The organism is Saccharopolyspora sp. NPDC002686 (genome assembly GCF_040295745.1).
GTDB lineage: Bacteria > Actinomycetota > Actinomycetes > Mycobacteriales > Pseudonocardiaceae > Saccharopolyspora > Saccharopolyspora oryzae.
The window spans coordinates 1-20,332 of record NZ_JBEOVY010000116.1 but is presented as its reverse complement, the minus strand read 5'-3'; the positions used below and the strand labels follow the sequence as shown (position 1 = coordinate 20,332).

At 70.0% G+C, this 20,332-nt stretch carries 21 protein-coding genes, 1 tRNA gene and 1 pseudogene; 10 read left to right on the top strand and 13 right to left on the bottom strand.

Translation table 11 applies throughout. From position 1 onward, the window contains the following. The coding region (locus tag ABTZ89_RS17380) for a 3-oxoacyl-ACP reductase (protein WP_351045671.1) at positions 1-1,091 on the bottom strand (1,091 nt) is incomplete at its 3' end. A 98-nt stretch (positions 1,092-1,189) separates the two neighbouring features. Between ABTZ89_RS17380 and ABTZ89_RS17375 the strand changes: the two genes are divergently transcribed. Next, positions 1,190-2,446, top strand: a complete 1,257-nt coding sequence (locus ABTZ89_RS17375; RefSeq protein WP_351045668.1) for a PEP-utilizing enzyme — start codon at positions 1,190-1,192, stop codon at positions 2,444-2,446. A gap of 20 nt (positions 2,447-2,466) precedes the next feature. Further along, on the top strand, positions 2,467-2,811 hold the full coding sequence (locus ABTZ89_RS17370; protein ID WP_351045666.1) for a methyltransferase domain-containing protein: 345 nt from the start codon (positions 2,467-2,469) through the stop codon (positions 2,809-2,811). A 33-nt stretch (positions 2,812-2,844) separates the two neighbouring features. Here the strand turns inward: ABTZ89_RS17370 and ABTZ89_RS17365 are convergent, their stop codons facing one another. The 5 genes from ABTZ89_RS17365 to ABTZ89_RS17345 all read right to left on the bottom strand — a co-directional run bounded on the left by ABTZ89_RS17365 (position 2,845) and on the right by ABTZ89_RS17345 (position 8,040). After that, the gene (locus ABTZ89_RS17365; RefSeq protein ID WP_351045663.1) at positions 2,845-3,141 is read right to left on the bottom strand and encodes a YciI family protein; all 297 of its coding nucleotides are present in this window, start codon (positions 3,139-3,141) and stop codon (positions 2,845-2,847) included. A gap of 20 nt (positions 3,142-3,161) precedes the next feature. After that, positions 3,162-4,499, bottom strand: coding sequence for a short-chain fatty acid transporter (locus ABTZ89_RS17360; protein WP_270953201.1), 1,338 nt, complete (start codon positions 4,497-4,499; stop codon positions 3,162-3,164). 42 nt (positions 4,500-4,541) lie between these two features. Further along, the gene (locus ABTZ89_RS17355; RefSeq protein ID WP_351045660.1) at positions 4,542-5,591 is read right to left on the bottom strand and encodes a cyclase family protein; all 1,050 of its coding nucleotides are present in this window, start codon (positions 5,589-5,591) and stop codon (positions 4,542-4,544) included. A 57-nt stretch (positions 5,592-5,648) separates the two neighbouring features. Then, complete coding sequence (locus tag ABTZ89_RS17350) at positions 5,649-6,980, bottom strand: MFS transporter (RefSeq protein WP_270953203.1); 1,332 nt, start codon at positions 6,978-6,980, stop codon at positions 5,649-5,651. Positions 6,981-7,131: 151 nt separating this feature from the next. After that, on the bottom strand, positions 7,132-8,040 hold the full coding sequence (locus ABTZ89_RS17345; RefSeq protein WP_351045656.1) for a LysR family transcriptional regulator: 909 nt from the start codon (positions 8,038-8,040) through the stop codon (positions 7,132-7,134). A gap of 131 nt (positions 8,041-8,171) precedes the next feature. On the opposite strand from ABTZ89_RS17345, the gene ABTZ89_RS17340 reads away from it, so the two are divergent. Beyond that, entirely contained in the window at positions 8,172-9,143 is a 972-nt protein-coding gene (locus ABTZ89_RS17340; protein WP_351045653.1) for a CoA transferase subunit A, read from the top strand. A gap of 20 nt (positions 9,144-9,163) precedes the next feature. After that, on the top strand, positions 9,164-9,931 hold the full coding sequence (locus tag ABTZ89_RS17335) for a CoA-transferase subunit beta (RefSeq protein ID WP_270953206.1): 768 nt from the start codon (positions 9,164-9,166) through the stop codon (positions 9,929-9,931). Here the strand turns inward: ABTZ89_RS17335 and ABTZ89_RS17330 are convergent. After that, complete coding sequence (locus tag ABTZ89_RS17330) at positions 9,919-10,602, bottom strand: zinc-binding dehydrogenase (RefSeq protein ID WP_351045650.1); 684 nt, start codon at positions 10,600-10,602, stop codon at positions 9,919-9,921. The two genes, ABTZ89_RS17335 and ABTZ89_RS17330, sit on opposite strands and share 13 nt — an antisense overlap. 103 nt (positions 10,603-10,705) lie before the next feature. Here ABTZ89_RS17330 and ABTZ89_RS17325 point away from each other — a divergent pair, with 103 nt between their 5' ends. Then, the gene (locus tag ABTZ89_RS17325) at positions 10,706-11,929 is read left to right on the top strand and encodes a DNA polymerase III subunit delta' (RefSeq protein WP_351045647.1); all 1,224 of its coding nucleotides are present in this window, start codon (positions 10,706-10,708) and stop codon (positions 11,927-11,929) included. Positions 11,930-11,953: 24 nt separating this feature from the next. Here the strand turns inward: ABTZ89_RS17325 and ABTZ89_RS17320 are convergent, their stop codons facing one another. Continuing rightward, complete coding sequence (locus ABTZ89_RS17320) at positions 11,954-13,336, bottom strand: hypothetical protein (RefSeq protein ID WP_351045645.1); 1,383 nt, start codon at positions 13,334-13,336, stop codon at positions 11,954-11,956. A gap of 136 nt (positions 13,337-13,472) precedes the next feature. Between ABTZ89_RS17320 and ABTZ89_RS17315 the strand changes: the two genes are divergently transcribed. Beyond that, a tRNA-Thr gene (locus ABTZ89_RS17315) sits at positions 13,473-13,546 on the top strand. 96 nt (positions 13,547-13,642) lie between these two features. Then, the gene (locus tag ABTZ89_RS17310; protein WP_351045642.1) at positions 13,643-14,281 is read left to right on the top strand and encodes a LysE family translocator; all 639 of its coding nucleotides are present in this window, start codon (positions 13,643-13,645) and stop codon (positions 14,279-14,281) included. Positions 14,282-14,287: 6 nt separating this feature from the next. Here the strand turns inward: ABTZ89_RS17310 and ABTZ89_RS17305 are convergent, their stop codons facing one another. From ABTZ89_RS17305 to ABTZ89_RS17285, 5 genes and pseudogenes are all read right to left on the bottom strand, one after another. After that, positions 14,288-14,932, bottom strand: coding sequence for a response regulator (locus tag ABTZ89_RS17305; protein WP_351045639.1), 645 nt, complete (start codon positions 14,930-14,932; stop codon positions 14,288-14,290). Then, positions 14,929-16,134, bottom strand: a complete 1,206-nt coding sequence (locus ABTZ89_RS17300) for a sensor histidine kinase (protein ID WP_351045636.1) — start codon at positions 16,132-16,134, stop codon at positions 14,929-14,931. The genes ABTZ89_RS17305 and ABTZ89_RS17300 overlap by 4 nt, the downstream gene beginning before the upstream one ends. A gap of 36 nt (positions 16,135-16,170) precedes the next feature. Further along, the gene (locus tag ABTZ89_RS17295; RefSeq protein ID WP_351045634.1) at positions 16,171-16,932 is read right to left on the bottom strand and encodes an ABC transporter permease; all 762 of its coding nucleotides are present in this window, start codon (positions 16,930-16,932) and stop codon (positions 16,171-16,173) included. Between the two features lie 77 nt (positions 16,933-17,009). Next, positions 17,010-17,648: pseudogene (locus tag ABTZ89_RS17290) on the bottom strand (ATP-binding cassette domain-containing protein); the annotation flags it as partial. A 171-nt stretch (positions 17,649-17,819) separates the two neighbouring features. Next, positions 17,820-18,350 carry a hypothetical protein gene (locus ABTZ89_RS17285; protein WP_351045631.1) on the bottom strand — a complete coding sequence of 177 codons (531 nt, stop codon included), beginning with the start codon at positions 18,348-18,350 and terminating at the stop codon, positions 17,820-17,822. A gap of 166 nt (positions 18,351-18,516) precedes the next feature. On the opposite strand from ABTZ89_RS17285, the gene ABTZ89_RS17280 reads away from it, so the two are divergent. From ABTZ89_RS17280 to ABTZ89_RS17270, 3 genes are all read left to right on the top strand, one after another. Continuing rightward, positions 18,517-18,921: a hypothetical protein gene (locus ABTZ89_RS17280; protein ID WP_351045628.1), complete on the top strand. Its 405-nt coding sequence runs from the start codon at positions 18,517-18,519 to the stop codon at positions 18,919-18,921. 78 nt (positions 18,922-18,999) lie between these two features. Next, entirely contained in the window at positions 19,000-19,605 is a 606-nt protein-coding gene (locus tag ABTZ89_RS17275; protein ID WP_351045625.1) for an ArsR/SmtB family transcription factor, read from the top strand. Beyond that, a complete protein-coding gene (locus ABTZ89_RS17270; RefSeq protein ID WP_270947384.1) occupies positions 19,595-20,275 on the top strand; it encodes an SRPBCC family protein in 681 nt (226 codons plus the stop codon). Before ABTZ89_RS17275 ends, ABTZ89_RS17270 begins: the two co-directional genes overlap by 11 nt. Positions 20,276-20,332 lie beyond the last annotated feature (57 nt).

Sequence of the window (20,332 nt, the reverse complement as noted above, 5' to 3'; positions counted from 1 at the left end):
GACTGCACGTGCCCGATCACCCCGGCCTTGGACGCCGCGTAGTTGCCCTGCCCGACGTTGCCCGCGATGCCGCTCATCGACGACACGCCGATGATCCGCCCGCCCGGCCGCAGCGGGGAACCGTCGGCGAGCAGGTGCTCGTCGATCCGCTCCTGCGAGGTCAGGTTCACCGCGAGCACCGCGTCCCACTGCTGCCGGGACATCCGGCCGATCGTCTTGTCGCGGGTGATGCCCGCGTTGTGCACGACGACGTCCAGGCCGCCGTGCCGCTGCGCGAAGTGGTCCGCGATCCGCTGCGGCGCGTCCTCGGCGGTGATGTCGAGCTGGAGCGTCGAGCCGCCGATGCGGTTGGCGACCGCGGCGAGGTCCCCGCCCTGCGCGGGCACGTCCAGGCAGACCACGTGCGCCCCGTCGCGCGCCAGGGTTTCCGCGATGGCCTCGCCGATGCCGCGCGATGCGCCGGTGACCAGCGCGATCTTGTCCTGCAGCGGCTTCTCCCAGTCCACGTCCGGGATCTCGGCCTGCCCGACCCGCACCACCTGCGCGGACACGTAGGCGGACTTCGCCGAGAGCACGAAGCGCAGGGTGGATTCCAGCGCGCCTTCGGCACCTTCGGCGACGTAGACCAGCTGGGCCGTCGCACCGCGCTTGAGCTCCTTGCCCGCGGAGCGGACGAAACCTTCGAGCGCGCGCTGCGCGGTGGCTTCCCGCCGATCGCTGATGCTCTCCGGCGGTGTGCCGAGCACGACCACCCGGCCGCAGCGGTCGGTCTGCCGGATCGTCGGGCCGAAGAACTCGTACAGCTCGTGCAGCTGCTCGCTGCTGCGGATCCCGGTCGCGTCGAAGACCAGCGCCGCGTAGCGCTCGCCGTCGGCAGGTGTCCGGTGGACCTGGGCCTGGATCCCCTTGGTGACGGCCGAGATCGCGTCGCCGAGCCGGGACCCGGGAGCGGCGCCGAGCAGCACCGGGCCGGCGACCACCGGATCACCCGGGCGGTAGCGGCGCAGCGGCGTCGGCGCGGGCAGGCCGAGTCGCTTGGCGACCTGCCGCCCGAGCGCGGACGAGGTGAACTGCTGGTATCGGTCGGCCATGGCAACTCTCCCACTGATGTCCGGTAGCTCGACGTCTAACCTACCCACGGGTAGGTTAGATTGACCAGGGAACATCGCAGCAACCAGGGAGTCAGGCCATGGCCACCGCTCGGCGAGTAGCGATCATCGGCGGCAACCGGATCCCGTTCGCGCGGTCCGGCGGCCCCTACACCCGCGCCTCCAACCAGGACATGCTCACCGCGGCGCTGGACGGTCTGGTCGCGCGCTTCGGGCTGCAGGACGAGCACGAGTGGCTGGGCGAGGACAACGCAGCCGACGTGCTCACGCAATCCGCCCCGAACAACGTCACTTCGGAGATGGGGCTCGCGCTCCTGGACGTCGCCGACGCGATCCGCCCGCACCCGGACGTGGTGGCCTTCCTGAAGGACGTCGAGGACGACGGCTTCCTGGACGAACTGCCCGCGCTCGCGGGCGGGCGCGAGGCGCAGGAGGCGATCCGCGCCTACCTCGACCAGTACGGCATGCGCTGCGTCGGCGAAATCGACATCACGAGGCCTCGCTGGAGCGAGCACCCCAGCGCACTCGTGCCCGTGATTCTCGGCAACATCGAGAACTTCGAACCCGGCGCCAGCAAGCAGCGCTTCGAACAGGGGCGGCAGGAGGCGTGGAAGAAGGAGCAGGAGCTGCTGGAGCGCTTGCAGGCCCTGACGGACGGAGCACGGAAGGCCGAAGAGACCAAATCGCAGATCGACCGCCTGCGCACCTTCGCCGGGTACCGGGAGTACCCGAAGTACGGCATGATCAGCCGCTACTTCGTCTACAAGCGGGCGTTGCTGGAAGAGGCCGAGCGCCTGGTTCAGGCCGGAGTTCTCCGCGGTGGCGAGGACATCTTCTACCTCCGGTTCGAGGAGCTCCACGACGTCGTGCGCACCGGACAGGCCGACGACCAGCTCCTCCTCCAGCGCAAGGAAGCGTTCAGCGGGTATCAGGCGCTCACGCCTCCCCGGGTGCTCACCTCGGACGGCGAAACCCTCTCCGGGTCCTACCGACGAGAGGACGTGCCCGCCGACGCGCTGGTCGGCCTGCCGGTTTCCAGCGGGATCGTGGAAGGGCGCGCCCGCGTCGTCACGGACATGACCGATGCCGATCTCGAAGCCGGCGACATCCTGGTCACCGCCTACACCGATCCCAGCTGGTCGCCCGTGTTCGTCACTGCCCAAGGCCTGGTGACGGAGGTCGGCGGCCTGATGACCCACGGCGCGGTGATCGCCCGCGAGTACGGCTTGCCGGCCGTCGTCGGCGTCGACCACGCCACCCGCCTGATCGAGGACGGCCAGCGGATCCGCGTCAACGGGACCAGCGGCTACGTCGAGATCCTGCCCGAGACCACCTGAACCCTGCCAAGATCGGTGGTATGGGAGAACGAGTCGGCCGCGACGCGCAGTACGACGTGTTCGCCGAGGAATTCGCCGAACACGCCGAGGACGGGTTCTCCAACGCCCACTACGACCGCCCGGCCTGCCTCGACCTGCTCGGCGACGTCGCGGGGAGGAAGGTGCTCGACGCCGCCTGCGGGCCCGGCCTCTACGCCGCCGAGCTGGTCGCCCGCGGAGCGAAGGTGGTCGGCTGCGACATCAGCGAGCGGATGGTCGAACTCGCCGCGAACCGGGTTCCCGCAGCCGACTTCCGGGAACGCTTGAACCACGAACCGACCGGGTTCCTGGCGATCCGCGCCCGGCCCGATGTCGTGAGTGCCTGATCGGGCTCCAGCCCGGCCAGGCACTCACGACCGCTACAGGTATCCCTGGCCTGCCAGGAAGGCCTTGCGCCAGCGGAGGATCTTGACCTCGGCGAACAGGTCGGCCCGGGTGAACGGGTCCTGGGCGATGAAGTCCTCCGCCTCGGCGCGGGTTTCGACGTCGAGCAGGTAGACCCCGCCTGTCGCCGCGTCGCCTTCGTCGGCGAGCTTGGCGCCGCAGGCCAGCAGCAACTCCTTGTGCTCCTCCAGGAACGCCAGGTGCGCCGGCCGGTTGTCCTGCCGCACCTGCTGGTGGTCCGGTTTGTCGAAGGTTTCGATGAAATAAGGCATTCTCGCTCCTCTTCGGTCGGTCAGCCGAGGAATCCCCACAGCAGGATCGCGGCGATGTAGATAAGGCCCACCCAGAACATCATGATCACCGTGTAGCCCATGACGTCCTTGAGGCGCAGGCGGGACAGGGCCAGCGCGGGCAGGATCCAGAACGGCTGCACCAGGTCGTTCCAGGCGTTGCCGAGCATCACCGACATCGCCACGTCCGGCATCGGCGCACCGATCGCGTTGGCCGCGTCGACCATGAACGGCCCCTGGATCACCCAGTGCCCGCCGCCCGAGGGAGCGAAGAAGTTGATGACGAACGAGCTGATCAGGCCCCAGAAGCCGAGCGTCTCCGGGGTGGAGATGTCGACGAACACCTTCGAGATCGTGCCGACCAGACCCGATGCGGCCATGATCGCCATGATCCCGGCGTAGAACGGGTACTGGAGGATGATGCCGGAGATCGTCTTGATGCCCTCGCCGAGCTTGGCGACGTAGGCCGCCGGGGTGCCCAGCAGCAGGATCCCCAGGAACAGGATGAAGAAGTTCACCAGGTCCAGGTCCGCTGCGCCGCCGTGCACGAAGTAGACGACGACGTAGACCATCCCCAGCGCACCGATCAGCAGGCTGAGCACGCGGCTGTTGTTCAGCCGCGAAGCCACTGTGATCCCGCCGAAGTCCCCGGAGCTGGTCGCCGGGGCCTTGGTCTCGGTGTGCAGCGCGGGGTCGATCTCCTTGACCGGCTGCCCCGGCTTGGGGTGCAGCATCGCGTTGAGGATCGGCAGGGTGATCAGCACCGCGAGCGCGGTCAGCAGCATCGCCGGCGAGAAGATGGTCTCGGCCAGCGCGATGACGCCCATCTTGCTCTCCAGCGCGTGGCCGCTGGTGGAGATGGTCAGCGGGATCGTCGCCGAGAGCCCGAGCCCGTACATGGTGAACCCGCTGTAGGCCGCGGCGATGATCAGCGGGTAGTGCACGCCGGGCACCTTCAGCGCCAGCTTCTTCGCCACGATCCCGCCGATGACCAGGCCGAATCCCCAGTTCAGGTAGGACCCGACGGAGCCGATCAGGGTCGCCACCGCGACCGCGGTGCGCGGCTGGTGCACCCGGCCGACCACCGCGTCCAGCAGCCGGTCGGTGACCGGCGCGCTGGCCAGCACGTAGCCCATCGCGAGGATGACGGCCATCTGCGTGGTGAACGACAGCAGGTTCCAGAACCCGTCGCCCCAGGCTTCGGTGATCTCGATGAACCCCTTGCCCTCCACCGTCAGCGCCAGCAGCAGGGTCAGGAAGGTCAGCCCGATCGCGAAGACGAACGGATCGGGCAGGTACCGGCGCATCAGCTCGGTGAAGAAATTGGCGATCTTGGTCATCAGTGCTTTCCTTGCCGACCGGGCAGGACCCGGCGGGTGGTGTCAGAGGGTGGCGACCGGGGTGACCGGCGAACCGACCGCTCCGGGGAGGTTCAGCGGCGGTGCGGTGAGCAGGAACCTGCTTCGGAGGTGGGCTCGCAGGTGTTCTGCGAGCGGGGTGAGCCGCCACAGCTCGCCCAGGTGCACGCCGAGTTTGAACAGGCAGTGCTCGTGCAGCGGCAGCACCGCGTTGGGGCCCGGCGCTTCTCGAGCGGGGAAGGCTTCCACCGCGTAGTTGTCGGCGACCAGCGCGGCCAGGCCGGACTCGGTGATCCACTCCAGCAGTTCCGGGTCGCGTCCGTCGAGGACGGCGCCGAAGCCGTGCAGCACCTCGGGATCCGGGTCGCCGCCCATCGCCAGGACCTTCTCGGCGAAACCCGTGTGCAGGCAGACGATGTCGCCTTCCTCGACCACGACGCCGTCGGCGGCCATGATCTCGGCGAGCTGCCGGTGGCCGACGAGCGTCCGCCCGTCGCCGAGGTGGGCGCGCAGGTCGATCAGCACCGCGCGGCCCTGCACGGATTTGCGGGCCATGTGGTCGATTCCGAGCGGGCCCGCGGTGGAAGTGCTGCGGTCGTGCAGCGCCGCCATCCCCGCGTCGTCCGGATCGGACGGTCCGGTCACGTGCTCGGTGGCGCGGAATCCGTTGTAGAACACCGGTTCCGGCACCCCGTCGCCGTCGGCGTCGAACATCGATCCGGCGTGGGCCAAGGAGTCCCACTGGGTCGAGTACTGCAGGTGCAGGACGGCCAGGTCGTCGCAGAGCACGTCGGTGTGGCCGGGGTTCAAGCGATCCATCGCGAAGTTGAAGTTGATCTGCCCGGCCCGCAGGTTCGGGCGCAGCACCGGCGGGAACCGGTTGGGGTTCAACGCGGTTCCGCCGGGCAGGTCCAGCGGCAGGCTCAGGCAGAAGCTGCGGCCTTCGACGACCTCGGCGACGCCTTCGCGCACCTTCTGCGGGGTGATCAGGTTGAGCCGTCCGAGGTTGTCGTCCGGACCGAACTCACCCCAGTTGGACCCCTCCGGCCGGCGCACCCAACGCGGGTTCTCCATCGAAACCTCCAGGAAGGGGCGCGACTCCCCCTGTCAGGGGAGCCGCGCCCGTTCGGGTCAGGCCGGGACGGCCTCGGTGCTGGTGCTCGCGGACTGCGCACGCGCGTCGTAGTTCGGGCGGCGCAGGAGCAGCAGCATGCAGCCCAGGGTCAGCAGGACCTGGAAGATCGCGTAGGCGATCACCGCCGCGATCGAACCGGACAGGTTCAGCAGGAACTGGCCCACGATCGGCGTGGTGCCGCCGAGGAGCGTGCCGCAGAGCTGGTAGCACAGCGAGATGCCGGTGTAGCGGACGTGCGCCGGGAAGCGGCTGGCCAGCATGCCCGCCAGCGCCGCGTAGTACAGGCAGTGCGGGATGGTCGCGATGGCCACGCCGAACATCGCCAGGCCGTAGTCGTTGGTGCCGATCAGCAGGAACATCACCGGCAGCAGCACGACCTCGGGCAGCAGCATGATCGTCACCGCGCGGGACCAGCTGCGCATCTTGGTGGCGATGACCGCGCCGAAGGGCTGGGCGATGATCTGCACGATGTTGGCGACCAGGATGATCGTCAGGAACGAGCTCTTGTCGAACTCCAGGGTGCTGGTGGCCCAGGACAGCGCGAACGTCGACTTGAAGTAGGTGGCCGACAGGCCGATCGTGCAGGCGCCGATGCCCAGCGCCAGCAGCGCCGGGTGCGAGCGCACGACCTCCCAGAACGGCAGCTTGGCGACCTTCTTGCTCTCGATCAGGTCGGCCATCGCCGGGGATTCGGTGACCCGCATCCGGATGAACAGGCCCACCAGCACCAGCAGCGCGGAAGCCAGGAACGGCACGCGCCAGCCCCAGCCCAGGAACGCTTCGTCCGGGAGCTGGCTGATGGCCAGGAAGCTCAGCGTGCTCAGGGTGTTGCCGACCGGCGAGCCCTGCTGGGCGAAGGCGCCGTAGAGGATCGACTTGCCCTTGGGCGCGTGCTCGGAGGCGATCAGCACCGAGCCGCCCCACTCGCCGCCGAGACCGATGCCCTGGACCATGCGGATGAGCACCAGCAGGATCGGCGCCCACACGCCGATCTGGGCGTAGCCCGGCAGCAGGCCGATCAGGGTGGTCGAGATGCCCATCATCAGCAGCGTGATGACCAGGGTCTTCTTCCGGCCCAACCGGTCACCGATGTGGCCGAAGATGATGCCGCCGAGCGGGCGGGCCAGGAAGCCGACCCAGAACGTCGCGAACGCCACCAGGGTGCCGACCGCACCGTCGAGCTCCGGGAAGAAGACCTTGTCGAAGACCAAGGCCGACGCCGTGCCGTAGATGTAGAAGTCGAACCACTCGATGGTCGAGCCGATGAAGGCTCCGATCCCGGCGCGGTTGGCCGTGCGGCTCTGCTCGCGCGCGCTGATCGCACCCATGCATTCTCCCTTGAAGCTTCGGCGCTGATGAGCGCTCAGCAGGCGCTCACGTCCCCGAGATGTGATGGGGGCAACCGTGTCACCTCACACCAAGACTGTCCAATACAGAATCAGTGCGACAGCGAGACGCAGTGCTTATCAATCGGCCGAGTCATCGCTGGTCAGCGGAGTCCGGGGTGGGGAGGGCCTCCTCGGCGATGCCCAGGACCGTGCGCAGGGCCGCCGAGCTGTTGTCGGTGCGCCAGGCGAGCGCCGCGTGCATCCGGATCGGATCGCCCTCCAGGGGCCGGTACACCAGGCCGGTCTGCTGTATGTGCTGGCAGGAGGTCAGGGTCAGCGTGACGCCGACGCCCGCCGCCACCAGGGCGAGGATCGTGTAGGAGTCCGGTGCTTCCTGGACGACTCGCGGGTTGAACCCGGCCGACACGCACGCCTTGACCAGCGCGTCGCGCAAGGTCGACCCGGCGTTGGCCGGGAAGCTGACGAACGGTTCGTCGGCGAGCTGCTCGATGCGGATGCGGTCCTGCTGGGCCAGCGGGTGGTCGGTGGGCAGCGCGCAGATCAGCTCCTCCACCTCGATCACCCTGGTCTCCACGCCCGGCTGGTTGACCGGGAGCCGGACGAAGCCGAGGTCGAGCGAACCGTCGGCGACCTTGGCCAGCGCGACGTTGGCGTAGGTCTGCCCCAGCATCACCAGGTCCAGGCCCGGATGCGCGGCGCGCACCGCGCGGGTCAGCAGCGGCAGCGACTCGTGGCTGGAGGCCCCGGCGAAGCCGACGGTGACCCGGCCGTACTCGCCGCGGCCGGCGGCTTTGGCCGCGCGCACGGCCGTGTCGACGTCGTCGAGGACCGCGCGGGCGGGTTCCAGGAACGACTCCCCCGCGCTGGTCAGCCGCACCGATCTGGTGTTGCGCTCGAAGAGCTGCACGCCGAGCTCGCGCTCCAGCTGCCGGATCTGCTGGCTCAACGGCGGCTGCGCCATCTGCAACCGCTTGGCCGCGCGCCCGAAGTGCAGTTCCTCGGCGACGGCGACGAACGCGGTCAGGTAGCGAAGCTCCACGGCGGCCCTCGATCTTCCGGCGAATTCATTGGTGAGCGCTCTTGATCCGACACTAATTCAGTATTGGACAGCTATCAATGAGGGCTGGCAGCGTGAGCCCGAGCCGAATCGAACACCGAGGAGCCCCGCCGATGCACAACCCGGTCGACGAGTCGAAACCGCCGGTCCGCAGGCCGGACAAGACCACGACGATGCGGGACGCGATCGCCGCTCACGTCACCGACGGGGCGACCGTGTCGTTGGAGGGCTTCACGCACCTCATCCCGACCGCCGCCGGGCACGAGATCATCCGGCAGGGGATCCGGAACCTCACGGTGGCGCGGATGACCGCGGACATCGTCACCGACCAGCTGATCGCCGGCGGCTGCGTGCGCAAGCTGGTGTCGTCGTTCGTCGGCAACTCCACCGCCGGTTCGCTCGGCGAGCTGCGCCGCCGCATCGAGACCGGGCAGCCCGAACCGCTGGAGTACGAGGAGTACAGCCACTACGGCATGATCTGCCGCTACCTGGCCGGAGCCCAGCGGCTGCCGTTCTACCCGCTGCGCTCCTACGCGGGCAGCGACGTGCCTGCGGTCAACCCCGACATCCGCAAGGTCACCTCGCCCTACCCCGGCCCGGACGGCGGCGAGGAGCAGATCTACGTGGTGCCGCCGCTGAACCCCGACGTCACGATCGTCCACGCGCAGCGCGCCGACCGGGCGGGCAACACCCAGATCTGGGGTCTGACCGGCATCCAGGCCGAGGCCGTCTACGCCGCGCACAAGGCGATCGTGGTCGTCGAGGAAGTCGTGGCCGACGAGGTGATCCGCTCCGACCCGAACCGCACGGTCATCCCGGCGCACGCGGTGGACGCGGTCGTCGAGTGCCCGCGCGGCGCGCACCCGGCCTTCGCGCAGGGCTACTACGACCGCGACGGCGACTTCTACCGCAGCTGGTCGCACATCAGCAAGGATCCCGAACGGCTGCAGCAGTGGCTCGACGAGTGGATCCGCGGCACCGCCGACCACGCCGAGTACCTGGCCAAGCTGGGGTCCGAGACCCGGGAGCGGCTGTCGGTCGGCGAGGCGTGGAGCGAACCGGTCAACTACGGACGCCGGCTGTGAAGCCCGCAGGAGGAATCGAGATGCCCGAGACAACCACCACGTCCTCCGAACTGCTCGCCGCGGTCGCCTCGCGCGAGCTGGCCGGCAAGAACACCGTGTTCGCCGGGATCGGCCTGCCCACGCTGGCGGTGTCGCTGGCGCAGCTGACGGTCGCGCCCGACATCGAGATCGTCTACGAGTCGGGGGTCTGCGGCGCGCACCCGTCGCACCTGCCGGAGACCATCGCGGACTCGGTGCTGATCACCGACTCCGAGGCGGTGCTGTCGATGCCGGCGCTGTTCGGGTACGTGCTGCAGGGCGGTCGGATCGACGTCGGTTTCCTCGGCGCGGCCCAGATCGACCGCTGGGGCAACCTGAACTCCTCGGTGATCGGCGACTGGCACGCGCCGAAGGTGCGGCTGCCCGGTTCGGGCGGTGCGATGGAGGTGATGGCCAACTCCCGCGAGGTGTTCGTGGTGATGCGCCGCCACGATCCCCGCTCGTTCCTGTCCGAGCTGGACTTCTGCACCTCCCCCGGCCCGGACCGCGCGCTGCGCGACGGGATCCGGCCGCGCGGTGCGGGCGTCACGCGGGTGATCACCGACCTCGGCATCCTGGCCCGCGAGGGCGTCGGCGAGGAGCTGCGCCTGGTCGCCACCCACCCCGGGGTGACGGTCGATCAGGTCCGCGAGGCCACCGGCTGGGACCTCGCGGTCGCCGACGACCTGATCACCGTCGAACCGCCCACCGACGCCGAACTGCGCCTGCTGCGCGACGACGTCGACCCGGACCGGGTCTACCTGCGCTGAGACTGGACCGTCAGGAGGGTTTTCCCGGTGACGGAGCGGGTTTCCATCGCCGCGTGGGCGTCGGCGGCCCGCTCCAGCGGGAACGTCTGACCGATGGTCGGGACGAGTTCTCCCCGCGCGGCGAGGGCGAGCGCCCGTTCCACCCGCTCCCGCCAGCCCGACCGGAGCGCGAAGAGCTGGTCGACCCCGATCACCTCGACGCCGCGCTGCTGGGCCCGGGCGGCGTCGATCTGGCTGGCGGATCCGCTGGCGGCGCCGTGGATCGAGAACCGGCCTCCGCGGGCCGCGGTCTCGAAGGCCTCTTCGCCGAGCGCGCCGCCGACACCGTCGAAGACCAGGTCCACGCCCCGACCGCCGGTGGCCGCCAGCACTTGGTCCGTCCAGCCGGGCACCGAGTAGTCCACGACCAGCTCCGCGCCGAGCGACCGCACCAGCTCGGCCTTGCGCTCGCCTCGCGCGGCGCCGATGACGTGCGCACCGGCCGCTCGCGCCAGCTGCACCAGCAGGCTGCCGAGCCCACCGCCGGCCGCCTCGACCAGAACCCGCTCCCCCGGCTTGATCGCGGCCCGGTCCGCCAGCCCCAGCGCGGTCGCGCCGTCGTCCTGCAGCGCGGCCGCCACCTGCAGGCCGAGCTCGTCCGGAATGGGGATCAGCGCTGATTCCTCGGCCACCGCCCGCTCGGCGTTGCCACCGAGACCGTCCGCGGTGTGGGAAAACCGCCTCCAACCGGTTTTCGCACTCACGACCCGCGCACTCGACACGGGAGGCGACGCGATGCGGACCGACGCTCCGGAGCAGCTGAACACCGGGGTGTGGGCGGAGGTCGTCGGCCAGCCCGATGCGGTGCGGACGCTGCACGCCGCGGCGAACGCGGCTCACCTCCAAGTCCGCGGCGAACCGGTCCCGCCGGGCGCCATGACGCACGCTTGGCTGTTCACCGGCCCGCCCGGTTCGGGCCGTTCGATCGCGGCTCGCGCCTTCGCCGCTGCGCTGCAGTGCACCGACCCGGGCGCGGTGGGCTGCGGGGGCTGCACGGCCTGCCGGACGGTGCTGCAGGGCACCCACGCCGACGTGCGCGTGGTGGCGCCGGAAGGCCTGTCGATCTCGGTCGCGGAGATGCGCTCCCTGGTGCAAGCGGCGGCCCGCCGGCCGACCACCGGCCAATGGCGCATCGTGCTGATCGAGGACGCCGACCGCCTCACCGAAGGCGCGGCGAACGCGCTGCTCAAGGCGGTGGAAGAGCCGCCCCCGCGCACGGTGTTCCTGCTCTGCGCGCCCTCGGACCACCCGGAGGACGTGTCCGTCACGATCCGCTCCCGCTGCCGCGTGGTGCAGCTGCGCACGCCGCTGGCCGACGCCATCGCCGAGGTGCTGCACGAGCGCGACGGCGTCGACGCCGAACGCGCGCAGTGGGCGGCGTCGGTGTGCGGCGGCCACATCGGCCGCGCGCGGCGGTTGGCGACCGACGAGGAAGCGCGCGAGCGGCGCGAGTCGGTGCTGCGCATCCCGACGGGCATGCGCAGGTTCTCGGACGTGTTCACCGCGGCGACCGGCTTGGTGAAGCTGGCCGAGACCGAGGCGACCACGGCGAACGAGGACCGCAACGAGGCGGAGAAGGAAGAGCTGAAGACCGCGATGGGCGCGGGCGGCACCGGCAAGGGCACGGCCGCGGCGACCCGAGGGGCCAACGCGGCGCTGAAAGAGCTGGAGAAGCGCCAGAAATCACGCGCCACCCGCTCCCAGCGAGACGCCCTCGACCTGGCCCTGGTCGACCTGGCGGGCTTCTACCGCGACGTCCTGGTGACCCGGGCGGGCGCACCGGCGCCCCTGAACCACCCGGACTTCGAGCGCTCGATCGCCAAAGCGGCGCAGGAGTGGACCTCCGAGTCGGCCCTCCGCCGCCTGGACGCGGTCCTCGAATGCCGGGTGGCCCTGACCCAGAACGTGAAGCCGATCATCGCGGTGGAAGCGATGCTCGCCACCCTCCACACCGGCTGACGTCCACAGTGGACTTCCTTGCGCTCAGGCGCGGCGGCGGGGAAGGACGGCGATGATGATGGCGCCCATGAGCAGCAGCGCCGTGCCGGTCCAGAACAGCGGGACGACGTAGTAGCCGCTGCTGGTGAGGGCTAGACGTTCCACTGCTTGCGGGGTCGTGCCCGCTGGCGCTGCGGCGGCCGGGGCCGGTGCGGTCGTGCAGTCCACGCCTCCGTCGGGAGCTGCGGCGCGGGCGATCTGCTCGCCGAAGGACACCTGCACCAGCGAGGTCGGCAGGCCGACCGCGTGGCCGCGCAGGATTTGGAGGTCGAAAAGCCGTGCTGCGGCGCGGACTTCGGTGCCCACGACGTCCTTCTTGAGCTCGCCGGCGCTGAGCCGGATCACCCCGGCGTCGACCACGCGCTGGTCGAGTCCGGGCAGCGGCACGTCCAGGTTCGGGTGCGCGGCGTCGAGCTTCCCGAGCTCCTGGCCGCCGCGCGAAACCCGCAGCACCGGCACTTGGTGGTCCACAGTGGAGGTCGACGGGTCGCCGGTGGCGGTTGCGGTCAGGCGAGGTGAGCCGACCACGTCGACCTGGATCTCCTGCGGGGTCCCGGCGAAGAGCCGGACACCGGCCAGCTGCAGGCTCGAGGTGGCCTGGACGGCCTTGCGGTCCTGCCCGGGCACGTTGACGAGCTGCACGTTGGAGTGCGCTTCCGCGGTTTCCGGAATCCGCAGCAGCGATCCGGCGCCGTTCGCGGCGGGTTTCCCGCCGTTGAGCAGCCCGCCCAGCGACAGGCCTTCCGGCAGCGCGTTCACGGCCGATGCGCTGCCCATCGAGTACCGGGCGTCGGCGATCGGCGACACGCACGGCCCGGTCTTCTCGCTCCAGCGGGCGTGCACGCTGCCGTTCAGCCCGTTGAGCTTGACCAGCTGATCGGCTGGCGAGCTCGGCGGCTGCATGTTCGCGCTGGTCGGCTGCTCCCGGTCCGGCAGCGCGGCCTGCACCAGGCCGACCGGCGTCTGCGGGGTCTTCCCGAGCAGCGACACCCCGAACGGCGAGGCCTCGGCGACCGCCCGCTCGGTGGCGAAGAACGCGGTGGAGTTGGCCTGCGCGATGGCCCGCCCCATCCCGGCCTCGGCGACGGACTGCTTCGGCAGCTTCGATTCGAAGTCCGGGTCGTCGAGGATCGAGTCGGTCGGCACCGTGTTCGGCAGGATCCGCACGATCCCGATCATGGTCCCGGCGTCGGCGACGACCGGCCCGGGAGCCGGCGTCGGCATGGAAGCCGGGGGCTGCCCGGGTTCCGCCGGCCCGGGGATCGGAGTGGTCGGAGGTGAGCTCTGCGCGAAGGCGGCGGGCAGCGAAAGCCCAGCTACGGCCAACGACACGGCGGTGCACACGCCCAGCCGACGAACAGCACGCATCCGACCCCTCCAGATCGCGTGACGGGCATCACGCTGATCTCAACGATGCACGCTCCGCGAAGTGACGCCCACCTTCGGTTGAACCGGGGGCCCTGCGCACCGCGTCGCGAGGGCCCGCTACACTTGACCGCGCAATGCCGCCTTAGCTCAGTCGGCCAGAGCGACGCACTCGTAATGCGTAGGTCGAGGGTTCGATTCCCTCAGGCGGCTCGCTGAGAAGACCGCAGGATCACCCAGGTGACCTGCGGTTTTTCTTTTTCCTGGGTGAAGGGGGCCTCCGCTGCCACCGCTCGGTACGTTCGCTGGGTGGAACTCGTGTCGCTCGCTTCGTTGGTCGGTGTTGTGGTCGTGGAGTTGGGGATGGCGCTGACTCCCGGGCCGAACATGGTCTACCTGGCTTCGCGGGCGATTTCGCAGGGGCGGCGTGCCGGGCTCGTTTCGCTCGGCGGGGTTGCTCTCGGGTTCGTCGTCTACCTCGTTGCTGCCGCCGCCGGGCTTTCCGCGCTGTTCGTGGCAGTGCCCGAGGCCTTCCACGTGGTGAAGTTCCTGGGTGCGGCGTACCTCGCGTGGATGGCTTGGCAGATCCTGCGTCCCGGTGGCGGGTCGCCGTTCGAACCGCGCGAACTGGTGCCGCACTCGGCGGCGCGGCTGTTCGGCACGGGGTTGTTGACGAACCTGTTGAACCCCAAGATCGCGCTGCTGTACGCCGCGCTGATCCCCCAGTTCGTCGATCCCGCGCTAGGGGCGACGTGGTGGCAGTTCATCCAGCTCGGAACCGCGCAGATCGTGGTCGGTGTGGCCGTCAACGGCCTGGTCGTGCTCACCGCCGCTGCGCTCGCCGGGTACCTGTCGCGCCACCCCCGCGTGCTCAAGGCGCAGCGCTACGCGTCCGGCACCCTGCTCGGTTTCTTCGCCGTCAAGATGGCCACCAGCCGGCCCAGCTGAACCTGCTCAGGCCAGGCCGGCGTCGTGCGTGGTGATGGCGACCTGGGTCCGGTTGGCCGCACCGAGCTTCGTCATGATCCGGCCGATGTGCACCTTCACCGTGGACTGGCTCATGTGCAGGGCGTTCGCGATCTCGGCGTTGCTCAGGCCCTGCGCGACGGCCACCGCCACCTCGCGCTCGCGAGCGGTCAGCTTCTCCAGCTGGGCCTTCGCGGACTGGGCCGGGGCGCTGGTGGAGAAGGCCGACAGCAGCTTGGTCGTGATGCGCGGCGACAGCATCGCCTCACCGCGCGCGACGGTGTGCACCGCGCGGGTCAGCTCCTGCGGCGAGGTGTCCTTGAGCAGGAAGCCCACCGCGCCGTTCTGCAGCGCGGAGTAGACGTACTCGTCGAGGTCGAACGTGGTCAGCACGATCACGGCGGGTGGGTCCGGCAGGGCGGCCAGGCGCTGGGTGGCCTCCAGCCCGCCGACGCCGGGCATCTGGATGTCCGTGAGCACCACGTCCGGGCGGTGCTTCAGGGCGAGCTCGACGGCGACCGAGCCGTCGCTGCCCTCCGCCACCACCTCGATGTCCGGGTCGACGTCCAGGATCATCCGGATCCCGCCGCGCACCAGGTCCTCGTCCTCGAGCAGGACCACCTTGACGCTCACGCAGCCACCTCGTCGCCCAACGGGAACATTGCCCGCACACGGTATCCGCCGTCCTCGGTCCACCCGGTGCGCAAGGTTCCGCCGGCCAGCGTGACCCGCTCCCGCATGCCGATCAGGCCGTAGCCCGAGCCCGGGACGGCGTCCGTGTCCGTGCTGCGCCCGCGCTGGTTCGACACCGCGACGACGAGTTCTTCCCCTTCCGCCGCGACTTCGACGCGCACGGCGGAGTGCGGGGCGTGCTTGGCTGCGTTGGTCAATGCCTCCTGCACCACGCGGTAGGCCGCTCGGCCGACCTCGCCGGAGGTTTCCGGCAGCTGCTCGGGCATGTCCAGGCGGATGTTCGCGCCCGACTCGATCGAGTCGGCGACCAGCGCTTCGATGCTGCCGACGGTGGGGTCGTCGGGGGTTTCACCGCGGTGTTCCGCGTCGTCGTCGCGCAGCACCCGGAGCATGCTGCGCAGTTCGGTCAGGGCGGTCGCGCTGGTCTTGCGGATGACCTCGGCCACCTCGCCGGTGCGCTCGTCCGGCGCGCTCACGCTCAACGCGCCGGCCTGCAACGAGATCACGCTGCACCGGTGGGCGATCACGTCGTGCATCTCCCGGGCGATGCGCCTGCGCTCGGTCGCGACCGCGCGCTCGGCGAGCAGATCGCGTTCGCGCTCGGCCTGTTCAGCGCGTTCTTGCAGCGCTGCCAACAACTTCTCGCGCTGGCGGAGCCACAACCCCAGCAGCACCGGCGAGGCCGAGAGCATCACCGTGTACGCGATGTAGGGCAGGGCGCGCAGCGGGGACTCCCACAGCGGGCCGTGCGGACCCCAGATCAGCTGCGTCCCGTTCGCGGCGAACACGATCCCGGTCGCGGTCCACAGCTGCGCGCCCGGCCCGCGTCGCCGGGCGATCGTGTACATCGCGATCGGGGTGAAGATGCCCGTGGCCGCGGTGGTGGGCGTCAGCACGGCACCGGCCGAGGCCGCGACCGCCAGCCACGGGAAGCGCCGGCGCACCAGGAGGGCGAGCGCGACCACGACCAGCACGCCGAGGAGCACCAGCCTCCGCTCCTCGTCGGCGCCGGTGAGGCTCACGCGTTCCACCCGGTCGACGAAGAACGCGGCGGACAGGGCGACCGCGACGTCGAGCGCCAACGACCGGAACTTGCCGTCCCACCAGGTCAACCAACCGCGGTGCGTGTCCAGGGAACCCACGCGCACACGGTAGTCGTCCGGCATCCCCACCCCGGCTCAGACGTCCCGGCGCGACACCGCCACCACCGCGCCGACGAGCGCGGCGGCGGTCAGCGCGACCATCGGCAGTGCCGGAGTCCAGTCGTACTCGGGCGAAACGTCGGCCAGCCAAAACCCGGAGAAGAACGGCAAGATGTTCGGGTCGACGTGGTCGAGCACCAGCTGCTCCCCGATGAGCCAAGCGAGCAGCGAGGCGTACGACGCCAGCGCCGACCTGGTCAGCCCGGCCAGTGCGAGCCCGAGCAGACCGCACAGCATGATGTGGAGCACCGTGCCGGATCCCGCGGCCGCACCGCGGACCGGATCGACCACGGGTCCGAAGTGGACCAGCAGGCCGAGGAAGCTGACGAGGACCGCGAGCACGCTCGTCGCCGCACCGATCCCGGCCACCACGACGGCTTTGGCCAGCACCACTCGCACTCGCGACTGCACCACGAGCAAGGTGGTGGTGATCGTTCGGTGGCGGTACTCGGTGCTGAAGGCGTTGACCCCGATCGCGGCCACGAGCAACCACGAGAAGAGCGTCAGCTGGAGCAGACCGTAGGAGAACATCTCATCGCCGGAGACGACGGAGATGTCGGAGACGCCGGAGCCGATGTTCCACACCGTGGTGACGACTTGGAGCAGGACCACCAGGCCGCTGAGCACCCAGGTCGAGCGCCGCGTGCGCATGTTGGTCCACTCGTAGCGCAGCGCCGAGCCGAACCCGGAGGTCCGCCGTTCGCGATTCCTCGTCGTGGTGGGGGTTTCCGCGGTCATGCCGTTTCTCCCTTGAACTCGGTGGCTTCGGACGTCGCGGCCAGGAAGGCCTCTTCCAGGTCGGCGTGCGCCGCGGTGAAGTCCCGCACCGGCTGGGCGGCGATCAACCGGCCCCGGCCGATCACCACGAGGTCCTGGGCGAGCAGCGACATCTCCGGCAACGAGTGTGAGGAGACGAGCACCACGCGGCCCTCGTCGGCCAGGCCCTTGAGGAGGGAACGCATCCAGTGCACGCCCTCCGGGTCGAGGCCGTTGGCGGGCTCGTCGAGGACCAGGTACTCCGGATCGCCGAGCAGCGCCGCGGCCAGGCCAAACCGCTGGTGCATGCCGAGGCTGAACCCGCGCAGCCGGCGGGTCCGCACCTCGTCCAGCCCGACCATCGACAGCACCTGCCGCACCCGCCGCTCGGGCAGCCCGGCCCCGGCGGCGACCACCCGCAGGTGGTTCTGCGCGGTGCGAGCCGGGTGCACGGCCTTCGCGTCCAGCAGCGCGCCCACGGTGCGCACCGGATCGGCCAGCTCGGCGTAGGTCTTGCCGCCGAACGCGGTGCGCCCGCGCCCCTTGTCCAAGCCGAGCATCAGCCGCATCGCGGTCGACTTCCCGGCGCCGTTGGGGCCGAGGAGGCCGGTCACGACACCGGGGCGCACGGTGAAGGACAGGTCGTCGACCGCGGTGGTGCCCCGGCGCCGCTTCGTCAATCCCTGGACGGTGATCATGTTGTCCTCGCTAGGTCTTCCTGCTGACCAGTCCAGGATTGCCCCGGCAGGAGGTCGATCACGTCCGGATTCCGGCTAGTCCGGACTACTACTTTCGGCCAACCCGGCGCGTCCGGGAGGACGACGGACCGCGCGTTCGTCCACTGTGGAATTGCGCGGCAACTGCGCTGTTCAGTCGCAGTACTGCGCTGTCGACCAGTGCGTGCCGGGGATCAGGTGGGCGACGTAGTGGGCGTCGGTGGCGGTGAAGGTGAACTCGACGTACGGGTAGGCGGCGACGTCTTCCGGGAAGTCGTCGTCGGTGCAGGCGTCCCAGAAGCCGTCGGCTTCCCAGAACCCGGGCGTGTTCTGCTGCTCGCCCACCTCGGCGGACTCGATGATCTCCTCGATCCGGTCGAAGAGGTACTCGTCCGATTCCGCCTCGTCGTCGAGCTCCTCCGCGAAGGCCTCCCGCAGCACGTGGGCGTCGGCGATTTCCTCCGCCTGCTCGAAGGGCACGGGCAGCCGGTCGCCGGTGAGCCCGTCGGCGATGAAGAAGAGCCCGCGCTTCATCCGGTCCCACGCGTCGAGCATGATCTGCAGCGGGAGGATGTCGTCGTCCGCATCCGGGAGGATCCCCGCATCCGGATTGATCATGTGGAACCGGCCGCGCACGGTGGCATCGGTGTTCTCGACGATGGAGATCCGGTACAGGGCAGTCACGTCGCTGGGCTCCGTTCCAAGCGTGGGAAGTCGACGTCTGGGACGAGGTGGACTCCGACGAGGTTCCGCCCGGCTCCGCATCGTTGTGCCGCCCGTGAGGTGCCCGGTGATCTGGCGCTGACCGCGGATCTTGGGGGACCCTTGTGCCTGCCCTAGCCTTCGCGGCATGGCCAACGTCTTAGCCGGGATCATCGGGGCGCTGCTGGGGTTCTCGGGGGCTTTGCTCGGGGCGTGGATCAAGAGCCGGGCCGAGCATGGGAAGTGGCTTCGCGATCAGAAGCTGGCCGGTGCTGCCGAGATGGTCAGCGCGGGGACCAGCATCTTCGAGCTCCGCGTCGGCAGCCCCGCGTGGATCGACGCTTTCGAGCCGAGCGAGCTGCGGGAATGGCAAGCGCAGCTGCAGCGCGGCCGGGCGGTCATCCACACCCTGTGCACCGAGGAAACCCGCGCTCACGCCAATGCTTTCGTCAAGTCCTGCTGGAGCGTCAAGAGCGACGACGCGGAGGAGAAGGCCATCTCGGCGTTGCAGGCGTTCACCGCTTCGCTCCGCAAGGAGATCGGCGTCGATTAGAAGCGCGAACGCGCCCTGTGAGTTACGACAACTCGAGTTGTCTTGACAAGAAAATTTGTCAAGGGCATGCTCGGTGGCATGTTGGATGTCGCTGTCATCGATGAGCCGTCGACGGCCGCGGTGACGTTGGAACCGGTGCGGGCGCGGCTGCTGCACGAGCTCGCCGTGCCGGGGTCTGCCTCGTCGCTCGCGGTCAAGGTCGGCTTGAGCAGGCAGAAGGTCAACTACTACCTGCGCGACCTGGAGAAGCACGGGCTCGTCGAACTGGTCGAGGAGCGGCGCAAGGGGAACATGACCGAGCGGGTCATGCGCGCGACCGCAGGGGCATACGTGATCTCGCCTTCGGCCTCTGGTCCGGTGGCGCCTGATCCGTCCCGCTCGCCGGATCGGCTCTCCGCGCGGTGGCTGCTCGCGCTGGCCGCTCGTCTGGTGCAGGACGTCGGAGCGTTGATCGGCGCAGGGGACAAGGCGGGCAAGCGGGTGGCCACCTTCGCCGTCGACGGGGAGGTCCGCTTCGCGAATGCGGCGGATCGGGCCGCGTTCGCCCAGGAGCTGTCCGAGGCGGTCGCGGGCCTGGTGGCGAAGTACCACGATGAGAGCGCTGCTGGAGGGCGCAGGCACCGGCTGGTGGCGGCCCTGCACCCTTCGATGGACCGAGCGGAGGAGGCCCGAGATGGGGCGTGAGTTCGAGCTGCCCAAGGAGATCGAGCTGGACGCCTCGCCGGAGGAGGTCTGGCAGGCCATCGCCACCGGGCCCGGCCTGGCGGCGTGGTTCATGCCGATGGAGATCGACCCGAACGGCGCCGACGTCGCCGAGTGGGACCCGCCGCGCAAGCTGACCATTCGCACGCCGACGGCCGATGACGGCTCCACGAACGCCTTCGAGTACCTGATCGAGGGCAGGGACGGCGGGTCGAGCGTGCTCCGATTCGTCCACAGCGGAGTTCTCGGCGACGACTGGGGCGACGAGTACGAGGGCATGACCAGCAGCGGTTGGGACATGTACCTGTTCACGCTCGCCGAGTACTTCCGGCACTTCCGCGGTCGTCCGGCGGCCTACGTGGAAGCGGAAGCGCCTGCGGTCGGCGGCTGGGACCGGCTGCTCGGACCGGTCGAGCTCGGTGCGAAGGTGACGATCGACCTGCCCGGCGGTCCGCAGATCGTCGGCGAGGTGGACTACCTGACCGAGAAGTTCGTCGGGCTGCGCACCTCCGATGAGCTCATCCGGTTCCACGAGCGGTCGGCGATCGGCATGCCGATCGCGGTCAGCGACCACCACTACGGCGAGCTCGACGATCCGCAGGAGCGCGCCGAGTCCTGGCAGCGCTGGCTCGCCGCCGCCACCCGGGCCTGATCGGAGACGGGTCGAGCGCCCCCCCGCCGGGGGGGGGGGGGGCGACCCGCGGCGCCG